Source organism: Serratia sp. M24T3 (genome assembly GCF_000257645.1).
Lineage (GTDB): Bacteria > Pseudomonadota > Gammaproteobacteria > Enterobacterales > Enterobacteriaceae > Rouxiella.
Genome location: NZ_AJHJ01000034.1, coordinates 1 through 17073, shown reverse-complemented (window position 1 = coordinate 17073; position 17073 = coordinate 1). Strand labels below are relative to the sequence as shown.

Annotated in this window: 12 protein-coding genes and 2 pseudogenes; 8 read left to right on the top strand and 6 right to left on the bottom strand. The window is 48.0% G+C overall.

The window, feature by feature from the left end:
• Window positions 1–81: 81 nt before the first annotated feature.
• Complete coding sequence (locus SPM24T3_RS19580) at window positions 82–1191, bottom strand: YeiH family protein (RefSeq protein ID WP_009638548.1); 1110 nt, start codon at window positions 1189–1191, stop codon at window positions 82–84.
• Window positions 1192–1469: 278 nt separating this feature from the next.
• Here SPM24T3_RS19580 and yieE point away from each other — a divergent pair, with 278 nt between their 5' ends.
• The 4 genes from yieE (at window position 1470) to SPM24T3_RS19560 (ending at window position 6164) form a co-directional block, all read left to right on the top strand.
• Entirely contained in the window at window positions 1470–2342 is an 873-nt protein-coding gene (yieE, locus tag SPM24T3_RS19575; protein WP_009638547.1) for a DNA-binding transcriptional regulator YeiE, read from the top strand.
• Window positions 2343–2536: 194 nt separating this feature from the next.
• Complete coding sequence (locus tag SPM24T3_RS19570) at window positions 2537–4018, top strand: amino acid permease (protein ID WP_009638546.1); 1482 nt, start codon at window positions 2537–2539, stop codon at window positions 4016–4018.
• 218 nt (window positions 4019–4236) lie between these two features.
• The gene (locus SPM24T3_RS19565; protein ID WP_009638545.1) at window positions 4237–5334 is read left to right on the top strand and encodes an iron ABC transporter permease; all 1098 of its coding nucleotides are present in this window, start codon (window positions 4237–4239) and stop codon (window positions 5332–5334) included.
• Complete coding sequence (locus SPM24T3_RS19560) at window positions 5331–6164, top strand: ABC transporter ATP-binding protein (protein ID WP_009638544.1); 834 nt, start codon at window positions 5331–5333, stop codon at window positions 6162–6164. Before SPM24T3_RS19565 ends, SPM24T3_RS19560 begins: the two co-directional genes overlap by 4 nt.
• Window positions 6165–6250: 86 nt before the next feature.
• Here SPM24T3_RS19560 and puuD read toward each other — a convergent pair whose 3' ends face one another.
• Complete coding sequence (gene puuD, locus SPM24T3_RS19555; protein WP_009638543.1) at window positions 6251–7060, bottom strand: gamma-glutamyl-gamma-aminobutyrate hydrolase; 810 nt, start codon at window positions 7058–7060, stop codon at window positions 6251–6253.
• A 424-nt stretch (window positions 7061–7484) separates the two neighbouring features.
• Between puuD and SPM24T3_RS19545 the strand changes: the two genes are divergently transcribed.
• On the top strand, window positions 7485–8903 hold the full coding sequence (locus SPM24T3_RS19545; protein WP_037379226.1) for a glutamine synthetase family protein: 1419 nt from the start codon (window positions 7485–7487) through the stop codon (window positions 8901–8903).
• 562 nt (window positions 8904–9465) lie between these two features.
• Window positions 9466–10836, top strand: a complete 1371-nt coding sequence (locus SPM24T3_RS19540) for an APC family permease (protein ID WP_009638539.1) — start codon at window positions 9466–9468, stop codon at window positions 10834–10836.
• Window positions 10837–10913: 77 nt separating this feature from the next.
• Here SPM24T3_RS19540 and sbcB read toward each other — a convergent pair whose 3' ends face one another.
• The 4 genes from sbcB to SPM24T3_RS19520 all read right to left on the bottom strand — a co-directional run bounded on the left by sbcB (window position 10914) and on the right by SPM24T3_RS19520 (window position 14938).
• On the bottom strand, window positions 10914–12344 hold the full coding sequence (gene sbcB / locus SPM24T3_RS19535) for an exodeoxyribonuclease I (RefSeq protein ID WP_009638538.1): 1431 nt from the start codon (window positions 12342–12344) through the stop codon (window positions 10914–10916).
• An 818-nt stretch (window positions 12345–13162) separates the two neighbouring features.
• Window positions 13163–13489 (bottom strand): hypothetical protein, encoded by a 327-nt coding sequence (locus SPM24T3_RS19530; RefSeq protein ID WP_009638537.1) that lies wholly within the window; start codon window positions 13487–13489, stop codon window positions 13163–13165.
• Between the two features lie 16 nt (window positions 13490–13505).
• Complete coding sequence (locus SPM24T3_RS19525) at window positions 13506–14402, bottom strand: SMP-30/gluconolactonase/LRE family protein (protein WP_009638536.1); 897 nt, start codon at window positions 14400–14402, stop codon at window positions 13506–13508.
• 14 nt (window positions 14403–14416) lie between these two features.
• Window positions 14417–14938 carry a hypothetical protein gene (locus SPM24T3_RS19520; RefSeq protein ID WP_009638535.1) on the bottom strand — a complete coding sequence of 174 codons (522 nt, stop codon included), beginning with the start codon at window positions 14936–14938 and terminating at the stop codon, window positions 14417–14419.
• A gap of 138 nt (window positions 14939–15076) precedes the next feature.
• Here SPM24T3_RS19520 and SPM24T3_RS19515 point away from each other — a divergent pair.
• Together SPM24T3_RS19515 and SPM24T3_RS19510 are read left to right on the top strand one after the other, a co-directional pair.
• A pseudogene (locus SPM24T3_RS19515) lies at window positions 15077–15928 on the top strand (LysR family transcriptional regulator).
• A gap of 957 nt (window positions 15929–16885) precedes the next feature.
• Window positions 16886–17073 (top strand): annotated as a pseudogene (locus SPM24T3_RS19510) (conjugal transfer protein TraF); the annotation flags it as partial.

The following is a 17073-nucleotide window of genomic DNA, read 5'->3' as shown; positions in this document are numbered from 1 at the left end:
TTCCGAATGATAGCTTCTTTATCGGCAGCTGGGCAGGCAATAAATGTTAAAAGTTCACGCAAACCTGACAGATGAAGTGACTTACAGCAGATGCTGTACCAGCAGGTTGATGCCTGCACCGCCGACAATCAGCCACGCAAACAGCAGCCCGGCCAGCAGCAGTGGTTTCATGCCAGCGAGGCGCAACGCACTGAAATGCGTGGTTAATCCCAGCGCGGCCATCGCCATTGCCAGCAGGATAGTATCCAGCGTTAACAGACTATGCACCCAACTTGCCGGCAATAAGCCAAAGCTGTTGAACGCCGCCACGCCGATAAACCACAGCGCAAACCACGGAATGGTGATGCTCGACCACAGGCTTTTGCTTTGAGCGCTGCCACCAGCGTGCGCCTGACCCCGACTTTTCCAAAAACTGAGCATGAGTAGAAAAGGTGCCAGCATCATCACGCGGATCATCTTGGCGATCACCGCCGCATTTTCAGCATCGGGCGAAACACCATGCCCGGCGGCGACCACCTGTGCGACCTCATGCAAGGTTGAACCGGTATAAATGCCAAAGCGTGTGGCAGTGATCTCCAGCAGGTGATAGTGCTGATTTAACTGCCATAACCACGGATAAAGGAAGATGGCAATGGTGCCAAAAATCACTACCGTCGCCACCGCAACCGTGACTTTCTCGGCATCGGCTTTCAATACCGGCTCAGTCGCCATCACAGCGGCGGCACCGCAAATGCTGCTACCCGCGCCTATCAGCATGGTGGTTTCGCTGTCGAGACCAAACACGCGTTTGCCAAGCCAGCAGGCCAGAAAAAAGGTGCTGCCAAGGGTCAATAAATCGATGACGATGCCGGATGCGCCAACGTCGGCAATTTGGGTGAAAGTCAGCTTGAAACCATAGAGAATAATACCCAGGCGCAGCAGTTTCTGCTTTGCCAGATTAACCCCCTCGGCGCACTGCGGGCGGGCTAGCGGGTAAACAGTATTGCCGATAATCATACCGACAACGATCGCCAGCGTTAGCGCGCTCATCCCCAGCGAAATCAGGAATTCGAAGTGGCTTAACCACAAAACCAGGCTAGTTATTGACCCGGTGAGAACTAAACCCGGTAAAAGACGTCCAAATGAATAGATCGGTTTATTCAGGTTACGTAATTTTGGTGCTCGATGTTGCTCTGAAAGGACGTGGCTCATGATGTAATCCTGCTTAGATTGCCTGGGAATAAGCATATCCAGCAGGGTTATAAATGTGAAATTGATTGTAATCCTATAAACAATCGAAAAAACTGGTATAGAATAAGCATAACCCGGCGCAGATGGCTAATGCGGATGGAGCTATACTCAATAGTGAGACAAAAAGCGGGAGGAGCGGATTCGGCCAAGGGGCGCAGATAAGACGCTGAGCACTTTTTACTAATGAATCAACAAGTTATAGGCCAGCATTCAGGGCAGGTAACCGATATCGAGACTCTATGCATATTACACTGCGTCAACTGGAAGTTTTCTCCGAGGTGCTCAAAAGTGGGTCAACCACTCAGGCCTCTGTTGTTTTGTCTCTATCACAATCGGCGGTCAGTGCAGCCTTGGCGGATATAGAAGGGCAGCTGGGAGTAAAACTGTTTGACCGCGTGGGTAAACGTTTGGTGATTAACGAGCACGGACGTCTGTTATACCCTAAGGCCTTGGCTCTGCTTGAGCAGGCCAGCGAAATAGAACGCTTGTTCAGCCATGACAGCGGCTCGCTGAAAATTGGTGCCAGCAGTACCATCGGTAACTATATGTTGCCCGCGATGATAGCCGGTTACCGGCTGGATTTCCCCGATACCCCCCTCGAACTCAATGTGGGTAATACCGACGATGTGATAAATGCCGTAGCCGATTTTCGCGTTGATCTTGGGCTGATTGAAGGTCCGTGTCGTATGCCGGAACTCATCACCCAGGCTTGGCTTGACGACGAGCTGGTCGTGTTTGCCGCGCCGGATAATCCTCTGGTCGGCAGGCAGGTTACTTTGGCAATGCTCACCGAAGCACCGTGGATCCTGCGCGAGCGTGGCTCAGGCACGCGCGAGGTGCTTGATCACCAGCTGTTATCCCAGCTTGGCGATTTTAATCTGGTCATGGAGCTGGGTAATTCCGAAGCGATCAAACACGCGGTACGCCACGGCATTGGTATCAGCTGTCTTTCACGGCGGGTGATTGCCGAGCAGCTGCTTAGTGGTTCGCTGGTGGAAATCAGGCTTCCATTGCCGCCACTGGTGCGCAAGCTTTACCTGATTCACCATCGTCAAAAACATATCTCTAACGCGCTATCGCGTTTTCTGACCTACTGCAAAGAACTTTCCTGATGGTAAATTCATTATTTTTCATTATGTAGAAGCGTCTTTGCGCGCCGCTGCATCGTGAAAGGTATTGGGTCTCCTAATAATCCACAGTCGATTATGAAGCATTCTTATGTCCTCGTGTTCCTGCTACTCAGCACGGCGGTTTTTGTTACAATCCGCGGCTAAAATTACTCACGACGAGCAGAAATAGGGCAAAGATGGCTCAAAAGCATACAAAAAATCAGCAGGTGGCTGCGACGCCTACACTGCGACGAGAGCTGAAAGCGCGTCACTTAACCATGATTGCCATTGGTGGCTCTATCGGAACCGGCCTGTTTGTGGCTTCTGGTGCAACCGTTTCTCAGGCAGGCCCGGGTGGGGCACTGCTTTCCTACGCAATAATTGGTCTGATGGTTTATTTCCTGATGACCAGCCTCGGCGAATTGGCCGCTTACATGCCGGTTGCCGGTTCTTTCTCCACTTACGGTGCGAAATATGTTGAAGAAGGCTTTGGCTTCGCGCTGGGTTGGAACTATTGGTACAACTGGGCGGTGACCATTGCCGTTGAGCTGGTTGCCTCGCAGCTGGTGATGAATTACTGGTTCCCGCACACTCCCGGCTGGATCTGGAGCGCGCTGTTCCTGGGGATTATCTTCCTGCTGAATTACATTTCTGTTCGCGGTTTTGGCGAAGCAGAATACTGGTTCTCGCTGATTAAAGTGTTGACCGTTATTGTCTTTATCGTCGTTGGCGTATTGATGATTTTCGGCATCATGAAGGGTGGCGAACACGCTGGTTGGCAAAACTGGACCATCGGCGATGCGCCGTTTGCCGGAGGATTTGCCTCGATGATTGGCGTGGCGATGATAGCCGGATTCTCATTCCAGGGAACCGAGCTTATCGGCGTTGCGGCGGGCGAATCAGAAGATCCGGGCAAGAATATTCCACGCGCGGTGCGTCAGGTGTTTTGGCGTATTCTGCTGTTCTATGTGCTGGCAATTCTGGTCATCAGCCTGATCATTCCCTATACCGATCCAAGCCTGCTGCGTAACGACGTCAAAGATATCGGCGTGAGTCCGTTTACGCTGGTATTCCGCAATGCTGGCCTGCTGTCGGCGGCGGCGGTAATGAATGCGGTGATTCTCACTGCGGTGCTGTCAGCCGGTAACTCCGGGATGTATGCCTCAACCCGCATGCTATACAACCTGGCTACCGAAGGCAAAGCACCGCGCATGTTCGCCAAACTGTCGAAAGGCGGTGTGCCGCGTAATGCGCTGTATGCCACCACGGTAATTGCGGCGCTGTGCTTCTTCAGTTCGATGTACGGCAACCAGTCCGTGTATATGTGGTTGTTGAATACTTCGGGTATGACCGGATTTATTGCCTGGCTGGGTATTGCGATTAGCCACTACCGATTCCGTCGTGGCTATGTGGCGCAAGGGCGTGACCTCAACGTGCTACCCTATAAATCGAGCCTGTTCCCGCTGGGGCCAATCTTTGCCTTCATACTGTGTATGATCATCACTTTGGGTCAGAACTATCAGGCATTCCTGGCTGATAAAATCGACTGGTACGGCGTGGCGGCAACCTACATCGGTATTCCGCTGTTCCTGATTATCTGGTTTGGTTACAAACTGACCCAAGGCACCAAGTTCATCAAGTATCAAGAAATGGAATTTCCTGAAGTAGAAAAGAAATAATCTGCGCTTAACGCTTTCCCCGCCACTGTGCGGGGAAAGAATTTCCTCTTACAACACGCTTTGTTACTCCTTGATTGTCACTTTTACCTTTTTTGGTTAATCCAAACGAGGCGGCTCAGGTTATGCTGGATTGATAATAGTTATCGTTTATATTACTGTTACAGACCTTACTTTGCCTTTTTTAGCCACGCCGTGCCAAGCGAGAAATAAGTGTAATCATGAGTGCTACAACCGATCCCCTTTTCAATTCAGCCAGTCAGCCGAGTGAAGCCGGTGCCGATGGCAGCGTGATGGGCCGTTATAAATCCATCCTGCGCCGTCGCCTTTCAATGATGCTGGTGCTGGTCATCGCGATTTTTGCTTCTCTGGTGCTTGATTTCGTCATGGGTCCTGCCGGTTTATCGCTGGATACACTGTGGCAAACGATTTTCCATGCTCAGGCTGCCGATGCCGGAACCCGCGTCATCGTCTGGGATATCCGCATGCCGTATGCATTGATGGCGGTGGTCGTGGGAATGTCGCTGGGACTTGCCGGTGCCGAAATGCAGACAATCCTCAATAACCCGTTGGCTAGCCCATTTACCCTTGGCGTGTCTTCTGCCGCCGCGTTTGGTGCCGCGCTGGCTATCGTGCTGAATATTGGTATTCCGGGAATTCCCGATCAGTGGTTTATCTCGGCGAACGCCTTTATCTTTGCGCTACTCGCGGCGCTGATGCTGGACGGCATCACCCGCTGGACGCAGGTTGCCAGCTCTGGCGTGGTGCTGTTTGGTATCGCGCTGGTGTTTACCTTCAATGCGCTGGTCTCGCTGATGCAGTTTATTGCCTCCGAAGACACATTGCAGGGGCTGGTTTTCTGGACCATGGGCAGCCTGGCGCGTGCGAGCTGGGTCAAACTCGCGGTGATGGCCGCGGCTTTTGTTATCCTGCTGCCACTGTCGATGAAAAGTTCCTGGAAACTCACCGCGCTACGTTTGGGTGAGGATCGTGCAGTAAGTTTTGGTATTGACGTGCGTCGCCTGCGTCTTGGCACACTGCTGCGCATTAGCATTTTGTCTGCACTGGCGGTGGCGTTTGTCGGGCCTATCGGCTTTATCGGATTGGTTGCACCGCACATTGCTCGCATGATGTTTGGCGAAGATCACCGTTTCTATTTGCCTGCCAGCGCGTTGATTGGCGCTCTGGTGCTGTCTTTGGCTTCGGTCGCCTCTAAAAATTTGGTGCCCGGCGTGATAATTCCAGTCGGCATCGTAACTTCTCTGGTAGGCGTGCCGTTTTTCCTGAGCATTATTTTGCGCCATAGGGGAACAGTATGAGCCTAACGCTGGCAAAACAGGCGGTTAACGTGCTGAGCGGCACGCAGGGATTACAAATTCGTGATTTTACCGCTGGATATCCCAAGCGGGCGGTGATCCGCGACTTGCAGGTGCCTAAACTGCCGCGCGGAGAGATAACCGTACTGCTTGGACCCAACGGCAGCGGTAAATCTACTTTGCTACGCGCGCTGGCGGGTTTGAACAAGGCGCAGGGCGAGATTATTCTCGACGGTCACGACCTGATGAAAATGACCTTCGCCAAACGTGCCGAGAAGGTAGTTTATTTGCCACAGTCGCTGCCTGCGGGCGTGCATCTACACGTGTTGGAGTCGATTATCGTCGCCCAGCGCGCGTCTGGTGGTCAGGCCCATCAGGCACAAACTACCGACAAGGTGATGGAACTGCTGCGGCTGCTGGGAATTGAGCATCTGGCGTTGCGCTATCTAGATCAACTCTCCGGTGGCCAAAAACAGCTGGTGGGATTGGCACAGTCATTGATCCGCCAACCTTCACTCCTGTTGCTCGACGAACCCTTAAGCGCGCTGGATCTTAACTATCAGTTTCACGTTATGGATCTGGTGCGCCGCGAAACTCGTAAGCGAAATATCATTACCGTTGTGGTGGTGCATGATATCAATATCGCGCTGCGTCACGGCGATAACGTATTGATGCTGAAAGACGGCCAGCTAATTGCCGACGGTAAACCGGAAGAGGTCATTACAGCAGAAAGCCTGGCCAGGGTTTACGGCGTAAAAGGGCGTATCGAGCGCTGTTCGCAGGGCACTCCGCAGATTCTGATTGATGGTCTGGTTAATACGCCAACTATCTAACGAAAAACGTAATGTAAAAAGCCGTCCCGATAAAATCGCAGACGGCTTTTTCTATTTTCTGCCCTGCAAAATCGCAAGGCAGCACGTTATTCCTGCAATAAATCATGGCGGATTCGACAAGCGCTGATAAACGCATCGAACAGCTGCTTTGAGACAGGATCCGTCAGGCTGTGCCACTCTGGGTGCCACTGTACGCCGAGCGCAAAAGGGTGATTACGCACGCTTACCGCCTCGACCAGATTATCCGGCGCGACCGCTTCGACTGTCAGCACCGAGCTTAAGCGCCTTGCCCCCTGACCATGCAAGGAATTCACCTCAAAGCGTTGATATTCTGGCAGTAACTCCGCTAAAAGGCCACCCGGCTGGATCTCGACCGGATGCACTAAATCATACTGATTGTCATGCGGCAGGGCAGTATCTTCGCGGTGATCCATATAACCTGGCTGCTCGTGGACCTTGCGATACAGCGTGCCGCCCGTAGCGACAACCAGCTCCTGCATACCCCGACAGGCGGCAAACAGCGGGATGCCTTTTTCCAGCGTCGCTTTAATCAACGCGATGCTGAGTTTGTCCCGCCCCGGATCGGCCAGTTCCTCAACGCCTTCTTCGCCATACTGATGTGGCTCGACATTGCTCGGGCTGCCAGTGAGAAAAATGCCATCGAGGCGAGCGAGGATACTGTCGATGGCGCCTTCGCGGGAAGCCAGTTCATGAGGCAGGGCAATGGGCAGGCCATTGGCGTGAAAAATGGCGTCGAGATACTTTTCGTGCACAGTTAACGCAGGATTTTCATCGATAATATTTTCGCACATCACTACGCCGATGACCGGGCTATAGTCGGAAGGCTCGTGATCCTGGGATTGAATAAGTTCTAAAGTGGAAGATTTATTGTCCATTTTACCGCCTCGTTGAGTGATTAAAATGATGACAGCCCTCCCATTGTTCTGCGTTAGTTCAACAAAAGTGACTTCGCGTGGCAATGTTCAAAGTTTTTTAATTAAGCAGATCTACCAATCTAACAGCCTGTTGATGCTTTTTCAAACCGCGGCGCTAATCGTGAGTTTAAGCGCCAATGCCAATATTTCGCGCGAAGGTTTTTTAAAACCAATGTTTCGGAAACTTCTGCATAGTCTATATTTATAGAGTATTTACACTTATATCAGCAGATTTCACCTTATTTTTATTAACTATCTGGCACTTTACTTTACGGGAATAACGCAATTGAACAGAGCAAATTAACGTTGGCGCGCCTTACCATGAGGGTAATGCGGTAGACGTCATCCAAAGGATAACGGCGGAAATTTTATGCAAGCAATTGATCTGATAACTAATAACATCGAAGTTGACAGCTTCGCTATCCCGGGCGAAGAAGAGCGAAGTAGCGCGTTCCAGGATGAAGTTACTCATTACCTGGAACGTCACCCACTGACCCAGCATGTTGATGTCCTTCTTACAGATTTAAACGGCAGTTTTCGCGGTAAACGCATCCCACTTTCAGCTCTGCGTAAAATTGAAAAAGGCTGCTATTTCCCCGCCTCCGTCTTCGCCATGGATATTTTAGGCAACGTGGTTGAAGAGGCCGGACTTGGGCAGGAATTAGGCGAGCCAGATAGAATTTGCCTCCCCGTTCCCGGCACGCTGACCCCTTCAGCCAACGATCCTGAAAATATCGGTCAACTGTTGCTAACCATGCTTGACGAAGATGGCACTCCCTTTGACGTTGAACCTCGCAATGTGCTGAACCATATCTGGCAGACATTGCGCCAGCGGGGCCTGTTCCCGGTGATAGCGGTAGAGTTGGAGTTTTATCTGCTCGACAGGCAGCGGGATGCCGATGGCGCGCTTCAGCCGCCTTGTACGCCAGGTACGCAAGAGAGAAATGTACAGAATCAGGTTTATTCTCTCGACAATCTCGACCATTTCTCTGACGTACTCAGCGACATTGACCGACTGGCTCATCTGCAGGGTTTACCGGCTGATGGCGCGGTGGCGGAATCCTCGCCAGGTCAATTCGAGATCAATTTGCATCACACAGAAAATATTCTTGGCGCTTGCGATCATGCGCTGACGCTGAAAAGACTGGTTCGCCTGGTGGCCGAAAATCACCAGATGGACGCCACATTTATGGCCAAGCCTTATGACGATTATGCCGGTAGCGGCATGCACATTCACGTCAGCATGCTTGATGACAACGGCAAAAATCTGTTTTCCAATGAGCAGGGTGAAGATTCCGCATTGATGAAAAGAGCGCTGGCGGGAATGATTGCCATGATGCCGGCATCAATGGCGATACTGGCACCGAACATCAACGCTTACCGTCGCTTCCAGCCGGGAATGTATGTCCCGACTCAGGCGTCATGGGGCCACAACAACCGTACCGTTGCACTGCGCGTTCCGTGCAGCGATGCCAAGAATCATCGCGTGGAATATCGCGTTGCAGGCGCTGATGCCAACCCTTATCTGGTGGTCGCTACCGTGTTGGCCGGAGTGTTGTTTGGCCTTGATAACATTCTGCCGCTGCCTGAACCGGTCACCGGTAATGGTCTGGAGCAGGAAGGGATCCCGTTACCTATCCGCCAAAGTGACGCGCTTAACGAGTTTGAGCAGCAAACCGAGTTGAAAAAATATCTCGGTGAACGTTTTAGCCACGTCTACCACAGCTGCAAATCTGACGAGCTATTACAGTTCGAGCGCCGAGTGACTGAAACCGAGATCGACTGGATGCTGAGAAATGCCTGATTTTTTCCTGAGGAATTTCTTAAACTGTCACTGGGATACCTGAATAAGATCCGAGTAAACCTGAGTAAAGTCTGATAAAGGGCTTAACGCGTCGTCGGGAGTGGCATTGAGTGAGTCACGGGATGTTTTACTAAAAGAAATTTGTAACTTTAGCCCGCGAAATCTTGTCATCGGGCGCTAAATTAGTGCAAAATAGCGCTCATGCAAAATAACCGACGCCTAAACGCGCCGGTTATTTTTTTTGCATGGTTTTTCAAACTAATTCAACAGAGGCCGGACCCAGATCCGGATAGATAACCAGATTTCGTGTGCGATCCCAAATAAATAACGATCGCCACTATGAGGAATAGTAAGATGGGGCAATTTTTCAAACCTGTACCAATACCTTCTGGTGTTGCTTCCTGCCGCGTGCCACAGCCGGCCGCCTTTGCGTCTGTTTTCTTCGACGTGAAGATTAATCCCCCATTTTACTCAACGAGTCGCCTCGAACGAAGTTTTCCCAGTACCTTGCTGAATTCGGCCTTAGCACGCCAGAACTTTGCAGGTCAGGGGAGGCTCGCCCATGTCGCTTAATGATACCGCTACAATAGCCGCTGCACCGCGCGTCAAGCTTCGTCGGACCCTGACTTTGGTTCAGGTGGTGATGATGGGTCTCGCCTATCTGCAGCCCATGACTATCTTCGATACCTTTGGCATCGTGACCAGCATGACTGACGGTCATGTGGCTACGGCGTATCTTTTTGCCTTGATTGCGGTCCTGTTCACTGCGGTGAGCTACGGCAAGCTGGTCAAACGTTTCCCGTCAGCGGGATCGGCCTATACTTACGCGCAAAAGGCTATTAGCCCGCACGTCGGCTTTATGGTGGGTTGGTCATCGTTGCTGGACTACCTGTTCATGCCGATGATTAACATCCTGCTGGCAAAAATCTATCTTGAAGCTATTTTCCCCGGCTTCCCTTCATGGATCTGGGTGGTTGCGCTGGTGGGGCTGATGACCGCATTTAACCTGCGTGGCATCAAGCTGGTTGCCAATATCAACAGCTTTGTTGTAGTGATTCAGGTTGCTATCATGGCGCTTATCGTGGCGTTGCTGATTTACGGCGTCTATCACGCCCAGGGCACTGCTGCTCTGGTCAGCTCTAAACCGTTCTGGTCTGAAAATGCCCATACTGTGCCAATGATTACGGGTGCAACGATCCTGTGCTTCTCATTCCTTGGTTTTGACGGCATCAGCTCGATGTCTGAAGAAACGCCGAATGCGGATAAAGTCATTCCGCGCGCTATTTTCCTGACTGCGCTGATTGGCGGCGTCATCTTCGTGGTGGTGTCTTACTTCCTGCAGCTGTATTTCCCGGACATTTCGCGTTTCCACGATCCAGACGCTTCGCAGCCTGAAATCATGTTGTTTGTGGGCGGCAAAGCGTTCCAGTTCGTTATTCTGTGCTTCTCCTGTGTGACCGTTTTGGCCTCAGGCATGGCGGCACATGCGGGTGTTTCACGCCTGCTTTACGTGATGGGGCGCGATGGCGTATTCCCGGAAAAAATCTTTGGATTCGTTCACCCGCAATGGCGTACTCCGGCATTTAACGTGATTCTGGTCGGCGTGGTTGCGCTTTCGGCCATCAGCTTTGACCTGGTTACCGCCACCGCGCTGATTAACTTTGGTGCGCTGGTGGCGTTTACCTTCGTTAACCTTTCGGTGATTTCACAGTTTTATATTCGTGAAAAACGTAACCGCACTATCAGCGATCACATTCATTATCTGATCCTGCCAGTGATTGGCGCGTTGACCGTGGGTGCGCTTTGGTTGAACCTCGAAGCCAGCTCGATGACGCTGGGTCTGGTGTGGGCGGCCATCGGCCTGTCTTACCTGGCCTTTATCACTCGTCGTTTCCGCCAACCGCCGCCGCAGATGAGCGAAGAAATCATCTAATCCACAGTCTGTTAATGCAGAGACTAAAAAGGACCTGAAAAGGTCCTTTTTTATGCTCAAAATTCAGGGTGAATTATTTAGCCGACCAGTTTCTTGCCATAGTCGAACAGCGCTTTCAGCAGGGCGGTTTTCTCGGCATCTTCTTCATGCAAATTATAAAGAGCTTCCAGCTGCAAGACATAATCCTGAACTTTCTCCGGACTTAACGCTTCCTGACGATGTGTTAGCCAACGGCGCTGCTCGGCATCAGTCAGCGTGAGCGGATAGTTGCGGGCGCGGAAGCGAAATAGCAGCTCCTCAAGGCGTGAATCCTGGAATTTCAGGTCCAGAGCAGGCAGGTTTTCAGGAGCGGTTTGCTGGATGATTCTCATTGTTGCTCGATCCGCATCGCCAAAGAAACCGTTATAAAGCTGGGCATCGACGTCTTCAGACGGCGTATAAGGCTCTGCTTCGGCAAACAGCGCCACCACTTTTTCGCGCACCTGAGAATTCTGTCGCAGCAATTGTAAGTTTTGCAGACAGCGTTCGCGATCAATATCCAGACGCAGCGCATTTTCAGGCAGCAATGTCTTGGCCGGTGCTAAAACTGGACACTTGTTGATGTGCAAAAGCTTGATGGGCAGAGGAGACTGGCCAGGCAGAAGATCTTCACGGCGGCTGTAAAGTCTTTCGCGCATCTGATCGGAATCCAGTTCCAGCAGCGGAGCCATGTCACCGGCTAAATCACAGACGATAACCGCATTCTTGTTCTCAGGATGCCAGGCCATGGGTGCAACCCAGCTGGTATTGCCGCGAGCGGCACCAAACATGCCAGAAACGTGGACCAGGGGCGCCATGGTCGGGATGTCGATTAGGGCATTGATTTTATGCTTGCTACGATGTTCAAGCAGATATTCGAACAAGCGCGGCTGGGCTTGTTTCACCAATTTGGCCATGGCAATGGTGGCGTAAACGTCTGACATCGCGTCGTGGGCATTTTCGTGCTCTACGCCGTTGGCCCTGGTTAAATGTTCCAGGCGGAAACTAGGGAAACCCTCGTCATTTTCCGGCCAGTTAATACCGTCCGGGCGCAGGGCGTAACAGGCGCGCATCACGTCCAGCAAATCCCAGCGAGAGTTGCCGTTTTGCCAGCTGTAGGCATAAGGATCGTAGAAGTTTCGATAGAAAATATTGCGGCTGACTTCGTCATCAAAACGAATATTGTTATAACCCACGATGCAGGTGCCCGGTACGCTGAATGCCTCGTGGATTTGGGCTGCGAATTCTGCCTCGCTCAACCCTCTGGACAGTGCGAGCTGTGGAGTAATGCCGGTAATCATCACGGCTTCGGGCTGAGGCAGATAGTCATCGCAAGGGCGGCAGTAAATGACCAGAGGCTCTTCAATAATGTTGAAATCAGCGTCAGTGCGCACGCCAGCAAACTGCGCAGGACGGTCCAGCGCCGGATGAGTGCCGAAAGTCTCGTAATCGTGAAAGTAAAATGTTGGCTGAACGCTTTTGTCTTGCATTGCGGGTTAGGGCCTTAATCTGATTTAAATTGTCTTGTAAAACAGGTCTTTAAAATCTTAACTTGTTGGGGCATGCATCAGCAAGTCTGATAAATAACGTGAGAAACCATGCTGGTCTGAGGGTACTTGAGTACATAATCAAAATTAACGCGAGTACAACATTTCAGACGGCAATGGCCAAGGTGATAAGGATATCACTTTTGAGCATGACGACCTTCCAATTTTGTTTTTACAAGGAGGGTAAGGAGTGCTGAATAGCTCTTGGTAAGTCTACAGAGAATAAATGACAAACGCTTAAACCGAGTTATTATAATCTTTTGGCAGGTACTCGCTTGGCGGGGTAAATAATACTGGAAAAAACCTGCCAGACCCAACTAATTAAATATTGGCAAACTTAAGCCCCTCGGCAACATTTTCTTTTAAAAATGCAGCCGGAGCATGGTGCTGTAGTTGTCGCATTGAATAGTTCAAGTAATTATTCAGGTAGCGCTGTCGGCACAATATGTGGGGGATTATTGATTTCTAATGGAGTCCATATAAGTAATCTTCCCTTTCATGGTTATATTCCCTGCGCCCGTCATTGAGTTTATTCTTTGCATCTTCCAGGAATAGGAACCGGAGCAGTAAATTTATAGTCACTTATCACGCAGATTTCCGTTGAATGACTCTTATAAAGCGATTCTCTGTAGGTTTCTCTGGGCGTAAGACACCCATTTTCAAAATATTAGTGCTTTCAACTAAAAATAATAATTAATAAAAAATCTGGTTATAAATTCAATATTCATAACCAGAAAATTTATCCGCACTATAAATGAGTTTTAAAAATCTTTGGTGGGTTCAATGCCTCCTTCCATTACAAAGAAACTTCCATCCATCATAGTATAAAAAGCATGTGATTTCTTGTGTTCAAAATTATCGCAATGAACTACAGTTGATTTATCTGCTTCCTGCCAAGATATTAGGAAGTTTCCATCTGAAAGGGATTTCCATTTAAAAGGAACATCCATTTTTGTTCCTTTGAGATCACCATTCAAAAATTCTATATATACAGTCTTGCCATCTTCTGAGTATGAGTTGATAACCTGCAGAGATTCTGCAAGGTATAAAGTAAAGCTTTTTCCAGCATATGGGAACGCGGTTGTCATGATATTGCCTTAATTGTTATTGGTGGGATGTGTTTACATAAACTGCGTAAAGGGATGTTGCGCCTGTAATATAAAGTCTGTTGCGCAGAGGTCCTCCAAAACATAAGTTAGATACGCATTCTGGGATAATAATTTTTCCCATAAGAATACCATTAACGTTATAGACTGCTACGCCATCAGCACAAGATGTAAAAATATTGCCTTGTTTATCGACTCTGAATCCGTCAAATACTCCGTTATCACAAGTTGCAAACAAACGGGCATCATCTAAAGATGTGCCGCTGTTTGACACGCTATATGCTGTGATTGTTGCCGGGTGATCCTTGGCATGAGTTACCCCACTGTCAGAGACATACAAGGTTTTTTCATCCGGCGAAAAGGCTAGGCCGTTAGGTTGCAACAGACTTTTAATAACCAACTCTGCACTTTGAGTTTCTGGGTCATAGCGATAAACGCCATGTATGTTGAGTTCAGCATTTTGCTTTTTCCCCAGATAATCAGTATCAATGCCATATGTTGGATCAGAGAACCAAATTGAACCGTCACTTTTGACAATGACATCATTAGGTGAGTTAAGTCTTTTACCCTGATAACTGTCGGTCAATAATTCCCAATGGCCATAATGACCTAAACGGCTGATTCGGCGGCCACTGTGTTCACAGGCTATTACTCGGCCCGACAAATCAAGGCAGTGACCATTCTGATGACCGATATTATTCTCAAATACACAGGTATGACAATCAACTTCCGAGAAGGTTAAAATTCTGTTATTTGGAATATCAGACCATAATAATGTTTTGGATGATGGAATATACACAGGGCCTTCAAGCCAACGGCCGCCAGTCCATAGTGTTTCTACTTTAGCTTCTGAGAATATAATATTGTTAAAGCTATCGTGGATTACCTTATACATATTTAATGCCTGTGTTATTTTAAAAATTCTCCGCCAGCCATGCAGCGAGTATCAGTGATATTTTTCGGTAATGAATCAACCTGAATAACCATGACTCTTGCAGGTGCGTTACCTACAGACCCTGATAAGTGTCCTATCTTGCCTTCTTTTTCGACCGCTTTGATGTCATAGCCAAAAGATATTTCACCCGGACCATATTCAACTTTATTTTTATCCATTGACTCTATATACCATTTGCCAGTCAAAGGAATAACCCATTGCGGCTCAGGACTTTTATGCCATGTGCCTGACCAATGAGTGGGCATAATATTAAGCACGTATCGGATTGTTTTCATATCGTCAGTAGAAACCCATTCAGGATTTCCTTTAACACTAAATTCTTGAAGAGCTAAGCTGTCAAGTTTACACGGAGATTGATGTGAAACACCTTGTGCATCGGTCCATAGGCTCCAGTATTTAATTTGACTGCCTGTAACCTGACTGGCAGATGCTATAAAGGGAGCAAAAAAAAGCACTGCAATTAATAAACTCTTCATGAGTTACCCCTCTTCTATTTGGAAGGCAATATTTGCATATCAGATGACAAAGCAGGTAGTTTTGATTAGTATTTACTAAATGGAAAAAAATTCCGCAATTCGTTTTGGGGCACCACTGTGAGACTTAACCAAGAATTTATGATTTTCACTCGATGCGCGCAAAAAATGAGTTTTATCGATGCTGCTACATCGTTGGGGCTTACTGCTTCAGCTGTGGGCAAGGTCATCACTCGTCTTGAAGAGCACTATGGTGTTAAACTTTTTAATAGAAATACAAGAAGTATGTCTCTTACTGAAGAAGGAGAAATATTCCTTAAACATAGTGTAAATATTCTTAGCGAGATGGAAAGCCTAAAAGAAGTCTATCAAAAAAGAAATGAGGATATATCCGGGACTTTAAAATTGAGTTTTCCTAACGTAGGTTTGGCTTTTTACAAAATAATTTCAGACTTTAACAAAGAATATCCAAAAATAAACCTTGAGGTGATGCTTTCCGATGAACATATCGACCTAATAAATGATGGTTTTGATGCTGTCATCCGCTTTGGCAAAGTATCCGACTCAAGGTTAGTTCCCAAGAAAATTGGGGTCACTTACATGGATATTGTTCACTCACCCGCCTATAAAGTCGGCGAGGATGAAAGAAATAATAACATGGTCTTATTATATAAATATCCATCATCAGGTAAAATAGAACGTTGGCCAGAACCCTATCATGCCTAGCTGGTAGACAATAACCCGGATAAATCTCTGGTTGTTAATGCCATTGAGTTAGTGAAAAATCTTTGCGTTAATGGCGATGGCCTGGCTTGCCTCCCTAATTTTATTACCCGAGATTTACTGGCAAAAGGTGAGGTTGTATCGTTATATTCTGACAGAATAAATGCACGGGATGTAAACGTGGTCTGGCCCTATAATAAATCAATACAGCCGAAGCTTAGGGCATTTATAGACTTTTTTAGCCGTAATTTTCAGGCATCAAATTCATAGATTTCTAAAATCCTTAAAGCTGGCTTTGATTAAAGAGGATATTTTGGGGTTGCTTCAACATGGATATCGGATCTCCGTGAACATACTCTGATCACAACAGATTGTAGGAACTGCCAGTTTTTCACTTTTATGACATAGCACTGATTCCCTTGTACGGGTAATCGATGCTATGTCAGTTAGGCTCTCCTTTAACTTCCCCACGAAGCATAAAATCAAGCATCAACTCAATCTGGGCAGAAACTATCGATCTGCCGGTATGAGTAGGAAGCTTCCGCTGTTCAGTTAAATTCTTTCTGCAATTATGCTTGAGGGCATAGTTTTAATTCCTGAACGTATAAAAAATGTTAAAAAAGTTTGATGTTAATTTAAAATTTTCAATTTATTAATGTCACATTAGTAGAATTACCAAAATATCCTGTGGTAACCCAGAGTTGAATACAGCCTCAGACCTGTCACATGCCGTATTGCCGGCACGTTTAATAAAAATAACTTAACAAATCGATGTCTAGACGTTGAGTCTTGTACATCCATGAAAAAAGAGGGGGAGTGAGGAGATCAAGCAATACGCCACATTTTTATACTGGAAATGCAGTGTTATCTATTAATAAATTCATACAAACAAGAATATATGCTTGCAAAAAGTGATATACAGCAAAGATTTCATTAGATTTGCTAAAATCTCAATAATGAGATTTGCAGCACTGAAATTTTACTAGTATTTTTAAAGTGGAGTAAAAATTTTCTTTTATTTGAAATAATTAAATAAGTCATTAAAGAGTCTTATCAGAGTTCGAATCGGTGCGGGCCTGAAAAGACCAATCAATATTATTCATTTCACAGCAATAAATTGTTGCCTTTGAATCAATTTTTCCGGCGGCTAAAACTTATCGCTCTTACCGGAGCTTTCTCTCTCTTTTTCGACAGGTCTAAGGCAAAATGGCAAAATTAACCAGTAATATGAAGAGATTTTCCCGTCCTGTAGTATTCCCTATCATATTTCTTTCTCCAATTAGTGCACTGGCTGCGGGTAATTATTACGATGCGCGTAATGATGCGATGGGGGGGACCGGAGTTGCATCTTCGACTTATGGTACGGCAGTATTGGCCAACCCGGCATTAATGACTAAAGCTAAACCCGATGATAC